Source organism: Streptomonospora halophila, assembly GCF_039542725.1.
GTDB classification, from domain to species: Bacteria; Actinomycetota; Actinomycetes; order Streptosporangiales; family Streptosporangiaceae; genus Streptomonospora; species Streptomonospora halophila.
The window spans coordinates 45764-61560 of sequence record NZ_BAABIK010000022.1; the positions used below are offsets into that span (position 1 = coordinate 45764).

The 15797-nt window shown below is 73.0% G+C and carries 11 protein-coding genes; 3 read left to right on the forward strand and 8 right to left on the reverse strand.

Going from position 1 to position 15797, the window contains the following annotated elements; genetic code table 11:
• Positions 1–924 carry a carbohydrate ABC transporter permease gene (locus ABEA15_RS18190; protein ID WP_345557773.1) on the reverse strand — a complete coding sequence of 308 codons (924 nt, stop codon included), beginning with the start codon at positions 922–924 and terminating at the stop codon, positions 1–3.
• A gap of 156 nt (positions 925–1080) precedes the next feature.
• Here ABEA15_RS18190 and ABEA15_RS18195 point away from each other — a divergent pair, with 156 nt between their 5' ends.
• Both ABEA15_RS18195 and ABEA15_RS18200 read left to right on the forward strand, forming a co-directional pair.
• On the forward strand, positions 1081–2148 hold the full coding sequence (locus ABEA15_RS18195) for a LacI family DNA-binding transcriptional regulator (RefSeq protein ID WP_345557775.1): 1068 nt from the start codon (positions 1081–1083) through the stop codon (positions 2146–2148).
• A gap of 688 nt (positions 2149–2836) precedes the next feature.
• Positions 2837–3919 (forward strand): 4-oxalomesaconate tautomerase, encoded by a 1083-nt coding sequence (locus ABEA15_RS18200; protein WP_345557777.1) that lies wholly within the window; start codon positions 2837–2839, stop codon positions 3917–3919.
• 126 nt (positions 3920–4045) lie between these two features.
• On the opposite strand, the gene ABEA15_RS18205 is transcribed toward ABEA15_RS18200, so the two are convergent.
• The 5 genes from ABEA15_RS18205 to ABEA15_RS18225 all read right to left on the reverse strand — a co-directional run bounded on the left by ABEA15_RS18205 (position 4046) and on the right by ABEA15_RS18225 (position 11032).
• On the reverse strand, positions 4046–5746 hold the full coding sequence (locus tag ABEA15_RS18205) for a CBM35 domain-containing protein (protein WP_345557779.1): 1701 nt from the start codon (positions 5744–5746) through the stop codon (positions 4046–4048).
• Positions 5747–5872: 126 nt separating this feature from the next.
• A complete protein-coding gene (locus tag ABEA15_RS18210; protein ID WP_345557781.1) occupies positions 5873–7822 on the reverse strand; it encodes a glycoside hydrolase family 127 protein in 1950 nt (649 codons plus the stop codon).
• A 53-nt stretch (positions 7823–7875) separates the two neighbouring features.
• On the reverse strand, positions 7876–8655 hold the full coding sequence (locus ABEA15_RS18215; protein ID WP_344144301.1) for a carbohydrate ABC transporter permease: 780 nt from the start codon (positions 8653–8655) through the stop codon (positions 7876–7878).
• Positions 8656–8794: 139 nt separating this feature from the next.
• Entirely contained in the window at positions 8795–9706 is a 912-nt protein-coding gene (locus ABEA15_RS18220; RefSeq protein WP_345557783.1) for a carbohydrate ABC transporter permease, read from the reverse strand.
• A gap of 24 nt (positions 9707–9730) precedes the next feature.
• Positions 9731–11032, reverse strand: a complete 1302-nt coding sequence (locus ABEA15_RS18225) for an ABC transporter substrate-binding protein (RefSeq protein ID WP_344144295.1) — start codon at positions 11030–11032, stop codon at positions 9731–9733.
• 223 nt (positions 11033–11255) lie between these two features.
• Here ABEA15_RS18225 and ABEA15_RS18230 point away from each other — a divergent pair, with 223 nt between their 5' ends.
• Positions 11256–12290, forward strand: coding sequence for a LacI family DNA-binding transcriptional regulator (locus ABEA15_RS18230; protein WP_344144292.1), 1035 nt, complete (start codon positions 11256–11258; stop codon positions 12288–12290).
• Between the two features lie 237 nt (positions 12291–12527).
• On the opposite strand, the gene ABEA15_RS18235 is transcribed toward ABEA15_RS18230, so the two are convergent.
• Together ABEA15_RS18235 and ABEA15_RS18240 are read right to left on the reverse strand one after the other, a co-directional pair.
• Complete coding sequence (locus tag ABEA15_RS18235) at positions 12528–14780, reverse strand: rhamnogalacturonan lyase (RefSeq protein ID WP_486387885.1); 2253 nt, start codon at positions 14778–14780, stop codon at positions 12528–12530.
• Positions 14781–15047: 267 nt separating this feature from the next.
• The gene (locus ABEA15_RS18240; RefSeq protein ID WP_344144288.1) at positions 15048–15797 is read right to left on the reverse strand and encodes a LytR/AlgR family response regulator transcription factor; all 750 of its coding nucleotides are present in this window, start codon (positions 15795–15797) and stop codon (positions 15048–15050) included.

Below are 15797 nucleotides of genomic sequence, written 5' to 3' on the forward strand. Positions count from 1 at the left end.
TCACGCTCCCTTTCGCATTCCGCGCAGCTGCACGGTGTAGGCGACGACCATCGTGATCAGCCCCATGACGATGGCGACCGTCGCCGCGTAGTTGTGCTGCTGGCCGGCGAACGCCAGGGAGTAGGTGAACAGGTTGGGCGTGAAGTCGCTGGTGATCGCGTTGGGGGCCAGCTTCTGCAGGATGCTGGGCTCATTGAAGAGCTGGAAGCTGCCGATGATGGAGAAGATCGTCGCGATGACCATGGCTCCGCGGATGGCGGGCAGCTTGATCGCGGTGATGGTGCGCAGCTGCCCCGCGCCGTCGATCTCCGCCGCCTCGTAGAGGGAGATGGGCACCACGCGCAGCGCCGAGTAGAAGATCAGCATGTTGTAGCCGACGAACTCCCAGGTGACGATGTTGCCGATGGAGGCGAGCACCAGGTCCGGCGAGAGCGGGTCGGGCAGCGAGACGCCCAGCGCGTCGTTGACGTTGCCGACCAGGCCGAAGCGCGTGCCGTACATGAACCCCCACATGAGGGAGGCCACGACCGCGGGCACCGCATAGGGCAGGAAGATGGAGATGCGGAAGAAGTCGCGGCCGTAGAGGCGCCCGCTGTCGACGGCCAGAGCGGCCAGCAGCGCGAGGAAGAGCATGACGGGCACCTGGACCACGAGGAACAGCGACACCCGGCCCAGGCCCGACCAGAACTGCGCGTCCGTCAGCGCCCGCACGTAGTTGTCGAGGCCCACGAACGTGTTGCCGCCGATCAGCCGGTCCTGGAACAGGCTGAGGTAGACGGAGTACGCGATAGGGGCCAGGAAGACCAGGGCGAACACGGCCATGAACGGTCCGATGAAGGCCCAGCCGGTCCAGGAGCGCCGGGGTCTCGACCGCCGCGGGGACGGCCTCGCGGCCACCGGCGCGGGCGCGGCCGACGTCGTCATATCGATCATCCTCGCTCGCGTTCGGCGAATGGGGGGGTGTTTACGTAAACATCCCCCAGCGGGGCATGAGGAGGTGCGGTATGTTTACGTAAACATCATGATTCGAGATGTCTACACTGCCCCGTGGGACCAGGTCAAGGGGGCGAGGAGCCGCAGATGGACGAAGGGCCGGCCGCCGAACAGGCGCCGCACCGTGTGAAGCGGGTCTCCATGGCCGACGTGGCGCGGCTGGCGGGGGTCTCCTCCCAGACCGTCTCACGGGTCTCCAACGGGCACGCGGGGGTCGTGCCGGACACGCGCGAGCAGGTTTTGGAGGCGATGCGCGAACTGGGCTACCGGCCCAACAGCGCGGCCCGCGCTCTGAAGCGCGGCGAGTTCCGCACGATCGGCGTCGTCCTGTTCACGCTGTCGACAACCGGCAACGTGCGCACCCTGGAGGCCATCGCCTCCTCCGCCGCGGAGGAGGGGTATGCGATCACCCTGCTGCCGGTGGCCGCGCCCACCCACGACGAGGTGCGCGGCGCCTTCACGCGGCTGGGCGAGCTCGCCGTCGACGCCTTCATCGTGATCATGGAGGTGCACCTGCTCGACGCCGCGACGGTGGCGCTGCCGCCGGGGGTGCAGGTGGCGGTGGCCGACTCCAACGCCGGCGACCGCTACAGCGTCGTCGACACCGACCAGGCCGGCGGCGCCGGCACCGCCGTGCGCCACCTGCTCGACCTGGGGCACCGCACGGTCTGGCACCTGGCCGGCCCCGAGGAGTCCTTCGCCGCCCAGCGCCGCGCCGACACCTGGCGGGCGGCCCTCACCGACGCGGGCCGCCCGGTCCCGCCGATGATCCGCGGCGACTGGTCGGCCGACTCCGGCTACCGCGCGGGGCTGCGCCTGGCCGAGGAGCCCGACTGTACCGCCGTCTTCGCCGCCAACGACCAGATGGCCCTGGGCCTGCTGAGCGCGCTGCACGAGAAGGGCCGGGCGGTACCGGAGGAGGTGAGCGTGGTCGGGTTCGACGACATCCCCGAGGCCGGCTCGTTCCTGCCGCCGCTGACCACCGTCCACCAGGACTTCGCCGAGGTCGGCCGCCGGCTCGTGCAGGGCGTCCTGCGCCAGCTGCGCACCGAGTCCGCCGAGCCCGGCACCACGCTGGTGCCCACCCGCCTTGTGGAGCGCGCCAGCACAGCCCCGCCCCCGGCCCCGCGCCAGCGCTCCGGGAAGGCGGTCTGACGAACGCCCGGGGTGTCGCGGCTCCCGCGCCGGGAGCCGCTTCGCCCGCCGGGGCGGCGGCCCCACTCGCAGGAGCGGAGCCGCTGCGAGCCGTCCCCGCCCCGCTGCGCCGCCGCGCGGACCCGAGGAGGACGACGAGCCGGCCCTGATCCCCCCTCCTGCCCGCTCGGCGAGCCCGAGGCGGAACCCCTGGACGCCGGGGCCGCCGTCCAGACCGGAGCCGAGCAGCTCGAACCGGAGCGCCGGACTCCTTCCACGCCTTGCACCGGGCCGCGGGGGCGTCGCCGCCGCGGCCCTCCCATGGCCAACGGCGGCGTCCGAGCCGATGATGTGGGACACGGCGCCCATCGTCCGCCCTCCACCTCGCGCGCGAGGGTGCGGTGGGCGGCCCGGGCCACAGCACGGTCGCGACCACCCACCGGAACGACGACACCGGCCGCCTCCGGCGCGAGCGCGCGTCGGGCCCGCGTGGCGGCGTGGGGCGGCCGCCCTGGAGCGCACTGCGGCTCCCGGCACATCCACCCCATTCCCGTCTACGAAATTGTTGACAATGTTGTGGACTGTCGGCATGCTGAATCCGCCACGTATACGCCAAGCACGAACGCGACGAGGGGGAAGCGATGCCGCCAGCGGACTACCCGGCCGCCCTCGGAAGACCGGACCCGGCGACCGGCGGGGCGGTGCGGCCGTGAGCGCCGCGGAGGCCGCCGACTCCGGGATCCGCTGCATGCTGATGCGCGGCGGCACGTCCAAGGGCGCCTACTTCCTGGCCGAGGACCTGCCGGCCGACCCGCGGCTCCGCGACGACCTCCTCCTGCGGATCATGGGCACGCCCGACCCGAGCCAGATCGACGGCATCGGCGGCGCCCAGTCGGTCACCAGCAAGGTCGCGATCGTCTCGCCCGCCGCCGGGCCCGACCGCGACGTCGACTACCTGTTCCTGCAGCTCGGCGTGGACGAGCCGACCGTCTCCGACCGCCAGACCTGCGGAAACCTCCTCGCCGGGGTCGGCCAGTTCGCCGTCGAGCGCGGCCTGGCGGCCGCCGGCCCCGAGCGCACCAGCGTGCGAGTGCGCCTGGTCAACACCGGCAGTACCTCGGTGGCGTCGTTTGCCACTCCCGGCGGCCGCCCCGCCTACTCCGGCACCACCGCTGTCTCCGGCGTTCCCGGTACCGCCGCCGCGGTCTCGCTGGACTTCGCAGGAACGGAGGGTTCGGTGTGCGGCGCGCTGCTGCCCACCGGCCGGATCCGCGACGAGATCGACGGGATCGCCGTCACCTGCGTCGACAACGGCATGCCGGTCGTGGTCGTACGCGCCGAGGACCTCGGTGTCCGCGGCTTCGAGCCCGTGGCCGACCTGGCCGCCGACACCGCGCTGGCCGAGCGCGTCCAGTCGCTGCGCATGCGCGCCGCAGAGCTGATGGGCCTGGGCGACGTCGCCGAGAGCCCGGTGCCCAAGACCACTCTGGTGGCCGCCCCGCGCGACGGCGGCGCCGTGTGCACCCGGACGTTCATCCCGGTGCGGCCGCACCCCTCGATCGGCGTGCTGGGGGGTATCAGCGCGGTGACCGCGCTGATGCTCGACGGCTCCGTGGGTGCCGACCTGTTCGCGCCACCGCCGCCCGGCGCGCCCGTGGAGATCGAGCACCCCTCCGGCGTCCTCGCCGTCGAGGTCGAGCTCGACCACACCTGCTCACCGCCGAGAGTGGGGCGCTCGGCCGTCATCCGCACCGCCCGCAAGCTGTTCGACGGCACCGTCTTCCCCCGCTGAACGGCCGGCGCGCCGCCGGCGGCCGTGCCCACGGCACCCCGCCGGCGGCGCCCTCGCGGACCCGTACCTCCCGCGCGCGGAGCCCGCGGCCCCGGCGCGGCGCACGGGAGGGCGGGCTCCGTCGGCTCAGTCGAGCTCGATGTAGTCCAGCTCGGCGTAGCCGGTGGCGCCCGCGAAGTGCGGGGCGCCCTTGGCCAGGCGGATGGTGTTGTAGCCGGCGTGCAGCTCGACGGTGGTCGTCACGGTGTCGCCGAACTCGCCCCAGCCGCCGGTCGCCGGGTACTCGACGGTGCGCCACGCGCCGCCGTTGTAGGCCAGCCCGTGGGTCGCGGCCGCGCCCGTGCCGTTGGCGTAGCCGATCGTCATGGTGTACTCGCGCGACTCCGGGACCTCGACGGTGAAGTCGACGTAGCTGTCGGTGCGAAAGTCCCCGCTGTTGTCGATGCGTCCGACGTAGCCGCCGTTGGACGCGCCGGCCGACTCCAGACGCTGGGCGCGGAAGACCGACGCGTTCTCGGCCTCGTAGCGCAGCGGGTGGTCGACACCGGCGACGGGCTCCACGACCAGCCGGTAGGCGCTGGTCGCGGTCATCCCGGGCACCTGGACCTCGACCCCGCCGTTCTCGACGGCGCGGGTCTCCTCCAGCACGGAGGCGGGATCGGGAACGTGGGTGAAGCGCCCGGAGGCCGGAGTCGACTCGACGCGCACGCGGACCCGATCGCCCAGACCCTCCAGGCCGGTGACCCGCACCGTGTTGTCGCCCGCCTGGTCACCGAAGACCGCGCTGAACACGCGGCGCTCCTCATCGTAGGCGGCGAACCCGTCGATGCCGGTGGAGGCCGGCGGGTCCGCGGCCACCATCCGCCCGGTCATGTCGCCGTACCACTTGTACAGCCACCACGTTCCGGTGGGCCGGTCGTTATCGGTCACCAGCCCGTTGACGGTGCCGTACTCGTACCAGAAGGCGCGGTTGGCCGAGTCCACGCCGCCGCGCTCGAACTTGGCGATGTAGCTGGCGACCGGGCCGGGCTGGTCCACCTGCTCGGGCGAGCCGTACTCGTTGATCGCGATCGGGCGCGGGCTGATGCCGAGCTCCCGTTCGAGTGCGCGGTAGTCGGCGATGTTGCGCTCGATCGCCTCGGGAGTGGACTGCAGTTCGTGCCAGCACACCACGTCGGGCAGTGCGCCGTTGTCGCGGGCGTGGGTGAGGAAGGACCGCATGAAGTCCTCCCGGTAGCTGGAGATGCTGGGGCCGATGACCGGGGTCACCGGATCCTGGGAGCGGACCCGCTCGAACGTGCGCACCCACCCTTCGTTGAAGGGCCCGGCGGCCTCGGTGTCCCAGGTCCAGCCGGGCTCGTTCCACAGCTCGTAGCCCTCGATGTTGCTGACCGTCGAGGCGTCGAGGCGGTCGCGCACCTGGGTGTCGACCTTGTTCAGCCAGTCGTCCCAGCTCACCCACTGGTAGGGGAAGTCGGGATAGATGTCGGGCATCCGGATGACGACACCGGCGCCGGCGCGGTCGGCCTGGGGCGCCACGAGCAGGGAGTCGCCGCCGGGCGGCTGCCCGTTGGGCTCGTGCAGGCTGCCGGGTGCGGGCTGGGTGACGTTGCGCATCCGGATCGGGTGGAGCATGGAGTCGTCCGGCCGCTCGTTCTCGGCGAGCGCGTAGAGCCCGCCGGATGCCGCGTGGGTCACGGGACCCAGGGCCCGGGAGGCGTCGACGACGAGGGTCGCGGCGGAGTGGGCGGGTGTGGCGGCGAGTCCCGCCGCGGCCACGGTGAGTACCGCGGTCGCGGCAGTGCAGCGCAGTGCCGTTCGCTTCATCGGGGGGACCTTTCTGCAGGGCCCCGGCGAGGCGGCCGGGGCTTGCGGATCGGGTGGAGCGGCACGGGCGCCCCGGCGGCCCGGCCGCACGGCCGCCGGGCTCGGGGGCCGCCGCCCGGGCCGGGCTCAGTCCAGCCGGGGAAGCCAGACGCGCATGGTCGACGGGCCGCGGCGGGCCCAGCGGTGGTAGGGCACGAGGCGGACGGTGCGGGTGTCGGCCTCCTCTCTCGCGGGCTCTCGGGACGTGTAGGGGCGGCCGTTGTCGAGGGGCGGCTCGAAGCGGCCGTCCACCTCGGCGCCGTCGCCGGCGTACTTCAGCTCGGCGCCGGTGTCCACGCGCACATCCTCCAGGTCGCCGCCGCCCTGATCGGGGGACTCGGCGCAGAGGACGACGGGCCCCCGTTCGGCGGCGGCGCAGCCGCGCACCGCGTCGATGCGCGGGTCGGGGAACGTCCACCTCGGGTGGACGGGCAGTTCCAGGCGCACCTCGTCGCCCTCCTCGAACGCCCGGTGCACGACGGCTGTCCCGGGGGCGACGGGCCGCCGGGGGCCGCCGGGCTCGGCCAGCACCGCGCCCTCGGCCCAGTGCGGCACGCGCAGCGTGAGCGACCACGGGCCGCCGGGGGCCTCGGTGACGCGCACCGCCACGGTGCCGGTGTCGGGGTAGCGGGTGCTCACCGCCACTCCGACGGGGCGGCCGTCGCCCAGGCGGGTGCGCACCTCGGCGTCGGCGTACTGGTGCAGCTGGAGGCCGCCGTGGTCGGCGGTGGCCAGGTAGGCGCCGAGGGAGGCCAGCAGCCGGGCGGCATTGGGCAGGCAGCAGGAGACCTCGAACCACGGGGCGCGGGGGCCGCCGCCGAAGCGCCGCGTCGCCCGGTCGGCGGCCGCCGGCTCGGTGGGCACGCGCTGGTGCAGGGTGTTGGCGTAGAAGAAGGACCGCCCGTCGTCGGCGACGGACGCGGCGACGACATTGTAGAGGACGCGCTCCAGGGCGTCGGCGTAGCGGGGTTCGCCGGTCGCCAGCAGCAGGCGCCAGGCCAGCATCGCCGAGGCCACGCCGGCGCAGGTCTCGGAGTAGGCGCGGTCGGCGGGCAGCACGAAGTCGTCGCCGAAGGCCTCGCCGGCGTAGTGGGAGCCCATGCCGCCGGTGATGTAGGTGCGCCGGTCGAGGGTGCGGTCGTACTGGGCCGCCACGGCCTCCAGCAGTTCCTCGTCACCCGTCTCCACGGCCGCGTCCACCGCTCCGCAGGAGAGGTAGAGGGCGCGCACGGCGTGGCCGCGCAGAACGCGCGCACCGCGGATCGGCACGTCGTCCTGGAAGTAGGCCCGGTCCACCGCGTGCTCGGGCAGCGTGCGGTGGCCGCGGCGGTCGAGGAAGCGGACGGCCTGGTCGAGATAGCGCTGTTCGCGGGTCAGGCGGGCGAGCTCGACCAGGGCCGGCTCGATCTCGGGGTGGCCGCACACGCCGTGGATGCCGCCGGGTCCGAACGCCTCGCACACGTGGTCGGCGGCGCGCCGGGCGGTCTCCAGGAGCCCGCTGTCCGCGCCGGTGCGGGCGGCGGCAACGCCGGCCTGGAGAAGGTGGCCGGCGCAGTAGAGCTCGTGGCCGAAGCCGAGGTCGCTGTAGCGGGGCCGACCGGGTCCGCCGAAGCCGGTGTGCACGTAGCCGTCGGGGCTCTGGACGGCGGCGACGCCCTCGGACAGCTCGGCGACGGCGTCCCGCCACCGGCGCGCGCCGCCGACCGAGCGTCCGGACTCCCAGGACATGGCTTCCAGCAGCTTGTAGACCTCGGAGTCGGCGAACTGGAGGCCGCGCCCGTCGCGGGCGCCCCGGCGGGCGGGGTCGGTGAAGTCGGAGGTCCAGCCCAGGCGGCCCATCCAGGTGCGGCAGTGCTCGATCGTCGGCCCGCCGTTGACCTGCTGGCGCCGGTGCCAGAACCCGCCGGTGATGCGCACCTCCCCCAGCCCCAGGGGGCGCAGCGCCCCGCGGGTCGGTGCGACCGGCCGGGCGCCGGCGGCGTCCGGCAGCGCCGGTGCGGTGTCGGTGTCGGCGAGGCTGTCTGTCGATTCGGTCATGAGATCCTTCGCGGTGAGCGGTCGGCGTGCGGTACGCGGCGTCGGGGCCGCGGTCACCCCTTGAGCGCGCCGGAGGTGAAGCCGCGGACGTAGTGCCGCTGCAGGAGCAGGAACAGGAGCATGCAGGGGACGGCCGAGACGAGGGTCCCGGCCTGCAGCGCGCCGAAGTCGATGGCGCCGTGGTTGCCGGACCGCATCGCGGCCAGGGCCGTGGGCAGCGTGAACTTCGCATCCTCGGACAGCAGGATCAGGGGGGCGATGAACTCGTTCCAGGACGCGAGGAACGCGAACAGGCCGACGGTGATCATCGCGGGCGTGACCATCGGCACCACCACCCTGACCAGGGTGCGCAGCGGCCCGCACCCGTCGATCCGGGCCGCCTCGTCCAGCTGGCGCGGCACCCCCTCGACGGCGTTGCGCATCATGAACAGGGCGAACGGCAGCTGGAACATCACCAGGACCAGGGCGAGCCCGATGAGCGAGTTCTGCAGGTTCAGCCAGCCCAGCAGCACGTAGAGCGGCACCAGGATGGTCGGGTAGGGCACCATCAGAATCGCCAGGGTGAACAGGAAGAGCAGGTCGCGGCCGGGGAAGCGGAACCGTGCCATGGCGTAGCCGCCGAGCGTGCCGGCCGCCAGGGTGCCGGCGACCGTCATCAGCGAGACGGCGAGACTGTTGAGGGAGTAGCGGCCCAGGCCGGAGCCGTAGGCGGCCAGCCGCTCGTAGTTTCCGGTGCCGAACCCGGCGGTGCCGCCGCTCGCCTGCGGGCCGTAGACCGACGCCCATGCGGTCCACAGCAGCGGGGCGAGGAACAGGACGGCCAGCGCCAGCATCGTCGTCTGCTGCGCCGAGGTCCGGATCCGCAGGACGAGGCGCCGGCGCGGGCGCCGCGGCCTCCCACGCGCGGTTCCCTGCCGCGGCGGGGCGGGCCCGCTCGCCGTCGGGGCCTGGGGCGGGTGCACACTCTGCATGTCAGTCGTCCCCCTTGCGCAGCACGGACAGCTGGATCACGTTCCCCGCCACCAGCACGGCGGTGACCAGCACCGACATGGCGGCCGCGACTCCCAGGTCGAGCAGCGTGAACGCCTCGCGGTAGACCGCCATCACGACGGTGACGGTGGAGTTGCTCGGCCCGCCGCTGGTGAGCAGCATGAACTGCTCGAACGCGAGCACCGAGCCGGTGACGCACAGCACCAGTGCCAGCGCGAGGGTGGGGCGCAGCAGCGGCAGCGTGACGCTGCGCAGGGTGCGCCACCACCCGGCGCCGTCGACGCGGGCGGCCTCGTAGACCTCGTCGGGGATCGCCTGGAGGCCTGTCAGCAGGATGAGCATGTAGAAGCCGGCGAAGCGCCAGGTGATCATCAGGATCGTCGACCACAGCGCGCTGCCGGGGGTGCCCAGCCAGTCGATGCTGCCGTCGCCGATTCCGACGGTCCGCAGCAGCGAGCCCAACGGGCTGACCTCGTTGCTGTAGATGACGTACCAGAGCAGGCTGGCGGCCGCCAGGCCGACCACGGCGGGCTGGAAGAACGCGGTGCGTACGAACCCGGTCAGCCGGCGCGGCCGCTGCACGAGCAGGGCCATCGCCAGGGAGACGGGGATGAGGATGGCGGTGGTGAAGGCCGTGTACTTCAGGGTGAACCACACGGCGCCGGTGAAGAGGTCCTCGTCGACGGCGGCGGCGTAGTTGTCGCCGCCCGTGAACGCGGGCTCGCCCAGCAGCGGCCAGTCGTTGAGCGACATCCACAGGGCCAGCACCAGGGGTACTGCGAACAGCACGGTGACGACGAGGGCGAGCGGGGCGGACAGGACCAGTCCGGTGGCGGTCTCCCGGGTGCGCGCCTGGACGGGCGAGCGCCCGCGGCTCCGGGCGGTGGGGGTCATCGGGGGCTCCTTGTCGGGCACGGCCTATGCGCCGCCGCCGAGCGACTCGTCGACCTTCGGGTCGTTGGTCTCCAGCGCCGCGCGCAGGTCCGGCCCGTAGACGGCGCCGCGCGCCAGCGTCAGCCAGGGGCCCTGCGGGTCGTTGAACGTGGGGCCGAAGGCGACGGACTTGGGCGTGCGGCCCTTGGGGACCAGGGAGTCGAACACCGCGAGCCGCTCGTCACCGGCCACGGCCTCCTCGTCGGAGAGGTCGACGCGCGCCATGACGTCGCTGTGCCCGCCCAGCACCGACAGCTGGGTGTCCTTGCGCAGCGTCCAGGAGACGAAGTCCCAGGCCGCCTCGGTCTTCTCGGTGGTGCTGGACAGGCCCACGATGTCGCCGCCGACGAAGGTCGACTCGCCGCCGTCGACGCCGGGGATCGGCGCGACGCCGATGTCGAGGTCGGGCCCCTCCTCGAAGCGGCTGAGGAAGGTCGAGGGCATCGGGGTGACGCCGATGTCGCCGTCCTCGAACGCCGAGATCCACGTCGAGCCGTTCTCCTGCTTGGCGCTCTCCGGGATGAGGCCGTCCTCGACCATCCCCCGGTACACGCCGAAGACCTCCTCCATCTCGGCACTGTCGAGCCGGGCGGCCGTGCCGTCGTCGTTGAGCACGTCGCCGCCCTCGGCCCAGACACTGGGCCAGAGGGTGAACAGGATGCAGCCGGGGCACCGGCCCTCGAAGTAGGAGCCGCTGACCCCGCCGCCGAGCTCCTGGATCCTCGCGGCGTGCTCGGCGAGCTCCTCGAGCGACTCCGGCGGCTCGTCGGGGTCCAGGCCCGCTTCCTCGTAGAGGACCCGGTTGTAGAACAGGACGGAGAGGTCGAGGGTGTGCGGGACCCCGTAGACCGCGTCGCCGGAGGTCGCGACGTCGACGTGGGCGGGGGCGAGCCGGTCGGCGTACTCCAGCCCCTCGACCCGGTCGGTGATGTCGGCGAAGAACCCCTGGTCGATGAACTGCTGCGCGTAGACCACGTCGGCGCCGAGGATGTCGGGCAGGTTGCCGCCGCCGGCCGCGGTCGCGATCTGCTGAAGGTAGGTGTCGTTGGGGATGACGCGCAGCTCGACGGTGTTGCGGCCGAGCTTGTTGTACTCGTCGATGAACCGCTGGGTCTGCACCTCGGTGGCCGCGCGGGTCCACATCGTCAGTGTCTGGCCGGTGGCCCCGCCGCCGCCTTCTGCGCCGCCGCAGCCCGCCAGGGCCAGCACAGCGGCTGCGGCGGCGCTCGCCGCCGCGGCCGCGCGCCGGCGCGTTCGTCCTGTGCCGGGGTCGTGCACGGTGACCACCCGCTCCGCTCCTCGTCGTGTATCCCGCTCGAACGCGCGCCGGTGATGTGATGGCGACCACATTCCGAAAGCGCTTTCGGGATCGTAGGCAGCGGACTCCACGAATGTCAACGGAGCCGGCGCACGCGGTAGAATGGATGGACCAACCCGACCACGGCACCTGCGCAATGACACCAGGCCTCCGGGCTCCGCCGGGAATCCAGGTAATTTCGAAAGGTTTTCGGTGAGCAGAAAACGCTCCGCCTCGCCCACGCTCGGCGACGTCGCCGAGCTCGCCGGCGTCTCGCTGGCCACCGCGTCCAAGGCGCTCAACGCGCGGGGCGAGGTCGCCGCCGCCACCCGCCGCCGCGTCCTCAAGGCGGCCGAGGAGCTGGACTTCCAGCACAACGCCCTCGCGCGCGGCCTCACCTCCGGCACCACTCGGATGGTCGGCCTGATCACCGACGAGCTGGGCGGGCGCTTCGCGATCCCCATCCTGCTGGGGGTGGAGAACGCACTGGGCGACGAGCAGATGTCGGTCCTGCTGTGCGACGCGCGCGGCGACGCCATCCGGCGCCGGCACTACATCAGCACCCTGGTGGCCCGCCAGGTCGACGCGCTGATCGTCCTCGGCGACCGCAACGACGTCCGCCCCTCACTGAGCGCCGACATCCCCGTGCCCGTCGCCTACGTCTACGCCGAGTCCGACTCCCCCGACGACCTGTCGATCCTCGCCGACGACGAGGGCGGGGCGCGCCTGGCCGCCGAGCACCTCGTCTCGCTCGGCCGCCGCCGCATCGGCCACATCACCGGTGAGGAGACCTACCGCGCCGCGCGCGACCGGGCCTCCGGAATGGCCGCGGTCCTGCAGGAGCACGGCCTGGCCCCGGCCGGCGGCGGCGCGCTCTACGGCGCCTGGTCCCAGCGGTGGGGGCGCCAGGCGGCCGGGATCCTGCTCAGCGCCGACCCCGGCGTCGACGCGGTCTTCTGCGGCAGCGACCAGATCGCCACCGGCGTCGTCGAGGGACTGCGCGACCTGGGGCGGCGGGTGCCCGACGACGTCGCGGTCGTCGGCTACGACAACTGGGAGGTGTTCGCCGCGGAGTGCCGACCGCCGCTGACGACGGTGGACCTGAACCTCCAGCAGCTCGGCGCGACGGCGGTGCGGCACCTGTTCGGGGCGCTCAACGGCGAGCAGGCGTCGGGGGTGGTCCGCCAGCCCGGACGCCTGGTCATCCGGGAGTCGACGGGCCCGGCGCCGCGCGCCGGCGAGCCCTGAAGAGCCGCCGCCGCTCCGGCGCCGCGCCCGGCGCCGCGGGCGGCTGAGGACGCCCGACCCGGCGCCCGCGCCCTGATCGGACGCGGGCGCCGCGGTTCGGCGGATCGGCGACGGGCGCAGGCCGGCCCGTGGGATCTGCGACCGGCTCTCACACGGATGCCGCCTTGATGGCTACCGGTAAAGAGCTCGGTCGACCCGTGGGACCTGCGACCCGCACCCGCCACCCACCTCAATGGGCTAGCGGTAGTGGGCGTGCGGAACCGGGACCTGCGACCAGTCGGTGTCGGCGGCCAGGTAGAAGCCGGGGTAGGCGGGCTGGTTGTAGGACGTCTGCTGCCCGGCGATCCCGGCGCGGTACTGCGGGTCGTGCATGAGGGTGTAGAGCTTGCGGTCGGTCGGCTCGGTCGGTGTGTAGAACCGGATCGCCTCGGAGTCCTCGGTGCGCAGCAGCAGCTCCTCGCGCCAGTCGCCGAAGACGTCGGCGACCAGCGCCGGGTTGCCCTTGGTCCCGTTGTTGGTGTGGGTGCCCTCGGCGGTGAGCAGCGTCCCCTCGCGGTGGTCGTCGACCGTGGGCGCCCGGGTGCCGTTCACGATCTGGGTGGTGCCGTCCGCCGCCCAGCGGATGCTCATGTTGGTTCCGGGCACGTCGTCGCGGCCGAGGTAGTCGCCGTCGGCGGTCCACAGCCCCGCGTCGACCTCCTGGCCGGGCGGCATGGACGACCACGCCTCCAGCCCCGGGGTCCGGGGGTCGATGTCGCCGGCCATGCCCCGGCCGGTGTCGGCCCCGGTGTACTCGCCGAAGAGGACCTCGCCCGTGGCCGCGTCGCGCATCGCGAACCCGTAGGGGGCGTGCGCCGCGCCTTCGTGGACGCCCCAGATCTCCAGGCCCTCGCGTTGGGGATCGATGTCGCCGACGTGCAGGGCGTCGCCGTGGCCCAGCTTCACCCGCTCGCCCGGGACGGCGCTGTCGGGGTGGCCGATGCCGTAGGAGGAGTACAGCAGGGAGCCGTCGTCGTCGATGGTCGCGGCGCCGTAGACGATCTCCTGCCGGCCGTCGCCGTCGACGTCGGCCGAGGTCATCTGGTGGTTGCCCTGCGTGGTGAGGGTGCCGTACTCGGGGTCGGTGCCCTCGACGCCGTGCGGGGAGTCGTTGAACGGGTTGGACATCGGGGCGTGGCCGCTGTCCACCAGCCACTGCTTGCGCAGCTCCTCGCCGTCGAAGCGGTAGGCCGCCAGGGTGGCGCGGGTGTAGTAGCCGCGGGCGAAGACCGCCGAGGGGTGGCGCCCGTCCAGGTAGGCCACGCCGGAGAGGAACCGGTCCACGCGGTTGCCCGGCTCGATGCGCGACATCGCGTAGTCGCCCCACATGAGCCCGTCGTCGCCGCGCGGGGGCTCGTAGTCGACCGTGTCCAGCTCGGCGCCGGTCTCGCCGTCGAAGACGCTCAGATACTCCGGACCGCTGAGCACGAAGCCCTCGAACCCGCGCAGCCTGTTGCGCTCGCTGCGGCCGGGCGCGTAGGTGTCCATGAAGTAGTCGGCCAGCGCCTCGGCGTCGGAGCGCGAGAGCGGGTAGTCGTAGCGGGGCTCGATGCCGAAGGCCTCCTCCAGGGTCGCCGGCCAGTTCCCGGCCTCGACCTCGGGGTGCTCGTGCCAGTCTTGGAACATCGTGACGACGTGGTCGTAGTAGTCCTCGGCGCTCATCCGGTAGTCGTCGCTGTGGGAGCGGCCCGCCTCGGCGTCGTCCTGCGGCATCGTGATGTAGTCCGCGGAGGCGGCCTCGCCGTCGGGACCGTAGGTGATGGTCTTCGTCCCGGGGGCGGTCTTGAACATCAGCTCCGAGCGGCCGTCGCCGTCGAGGTCGTAGACGAGGAACTGGGTGTAGTGGGCGCCGGAGCGGATGTTGACGCCCAGGTCGATGCGGTGCAGCAGGGTGCCGTCGCGGGTGTAGGTGTCGATGTAGGTGTTGCCGGTGTATCCGACCTGGGAGACGTCCTTGGAGTTGGTCGGGTCCCACTTGACCACGTACTCGTAGCGGCCGTCGCCGGTGACGTCGCCGACGCTCATGTCGTTGGCGGTGTAGGTGTAGTCCTCGCCGGCGGGGGTGGTGCCGCCCGCGGGCTTGCGCAGGGGCAGGTCGTAGTGCTCCTGGGGCCACACTTCGGCGGAGGCGCCCTTGCCGCGCTCCCCCGCGGCGACGACGCGGTACTTCGCGTCGGGCCCGCCCTCGGTGTCCAGGTAGTCGGTGCTGTCGGTGACCGTGGCGATGCGGCGGCCGTCGCGGTAGACGCGGAAGGCCGGCGACTTCAGCCCGTGCGGGGTGGCGGCCCTGGTCTCGTGGCCCAGCAGCCGCCAGCTCAGGAACACGCCGTCCCCGGTGGACGCGGCGACCAGGCCGCGGTCGAGGTCCTCCAGCTGGACGCCGCGGCCTCCGCCGCGGCCGCCGCCCGAGGGCTCGGCGTAGGCGGCCCCGGCGCCCGGCAGCACGAGCACCGCCGCGCATACGCCGGCCGCGACCGCGCGCAGGGCGGGTCGAACTCGGCGATAAATCGTTTCAATAGCCCGCAAGGAAGGCCTCCCGGTTCTCGGACGGGGGATGGGGGTCGGGGGATCGCGGGGACGGGCGCCGCGCGACCGCGGCGGGACTCCCGGCGGCGCCGCAGGTGGCGCACCCGGGCGCGCGGAACCAAATCTAGTGGGAAAGCGGTTTCCGTCAAGGGGGGCAACGCAGGGTGAACACGGGCGGAACCGCCCGCGCCCCTACAGCCCCAGTACCCGGCGGAGCTCGCGGGCCTGGCGCCGGGAGACCTCGACGCGGCTCTTGCGGGGGTCGTCCATCAGCAGCATCAAGGTGCCCCGGAAGTCCGGTGCCAGTTCGCGGACGTAGTCGAGATTGACCAGGTAGGAGCGGTGCGCACGGAAGAAGTGCGAGCCGCGCAGCCGGCGCTCCAGCTCGTTGAGCGAGAAGTTGACCAGCACCCGCTCGTCGGCGAGCTGCAGGTAGGAGTACCCGCGCGCCGCGCCCGCGTAGACGATCGAGGACTCGTTGAGCAGCACCGTCCGGTCGCCCTTGTGCACCGGGATGCGGTGCGGCGACTCGCTTCCCTCCGAGCGCCGCGGCACCGGCTGGGCGTCGGCCTCCTCCGCGCGCGAGGCCAGCGCGCGGTCCAGCGCACGCGCCAGCCTCTCGGCGTCGAAGGGCTTGACCAGGTAGTCGGCGGCGTCCAGGTCGAAGGCCTCGACGGCGTAGTCGGGAAAGGCCGTGGTGAAGATGATCCGGGGCGGGTTGGCCGCCTCGCGCAGCTTGCGCGCGATGTCCAGCCCCGTGCCGCCGGGCATGCGGATGTCCATCAGCACCAGGTCGTAGTCGAGCGAGTCCAGCAGCAGGAGGGCTTCCTCCGAGTTGGACGCCTCACCGACGACCTGCACGTGATCGAATCTCGACAGCAGGTAGCGGAGGTCCGCCCGCGCTGGGGCCTCATCGTCGACGATGAGGCATCGCGCGCGCAT

Coding starts and splice junctions, on each gene's coding strand:
- ABEA15_RS18190 (WP_345557773.1), bottom strand. CDS start 924: ATGACGACGTCGGCCGCGCCCGCGCCGGTGGCCGCGAGGCCGTCCCCG.
- ABEA15_RS18215 (WP_344144301.1), bottom strand. CDS start 8,655: ATGCTGGCGCTGGCCGTCCTGTTCCTCGCCCCGCTGCTGTGGACCGCA.
- ABEA15_RS18195 (WP_345557775.1), top strand. CDS start 1,081: ATGGACGAAGGGCCGGCCGCCGAACAGGCGCCGCACCGTGTGAAGCGG.
- ABEA15_RS18210 (WP_345557781.1), bottom strand. CDS start 7,822: ATGACCGAATCGACAGACAGCCTCGCCGACACCGACACCGCACCGGCG.
- ABEA15_RS18205 (WP_345557779.1), bottom strand. CDS start 5,746: ATGAAGCGAACGGCACTGCGCTGCACTGCCGCGACCGCGGTACTCACC.
- ABEA15_RS18220 (WP_345557783.1), bottom strand. CDS start 9,706: ATGACCCCCACCGCCCGGAGCCGCGGGCGCTCGCCCGTCCAGGCGCGC.
- ABEA15_RS18240 (WP_344144288.1), bottom strand. CDS start 15,797: ATGCGCGCGCGATGCCTCATCGTCGACGATGAGGCCCCAGCGCGGGCG.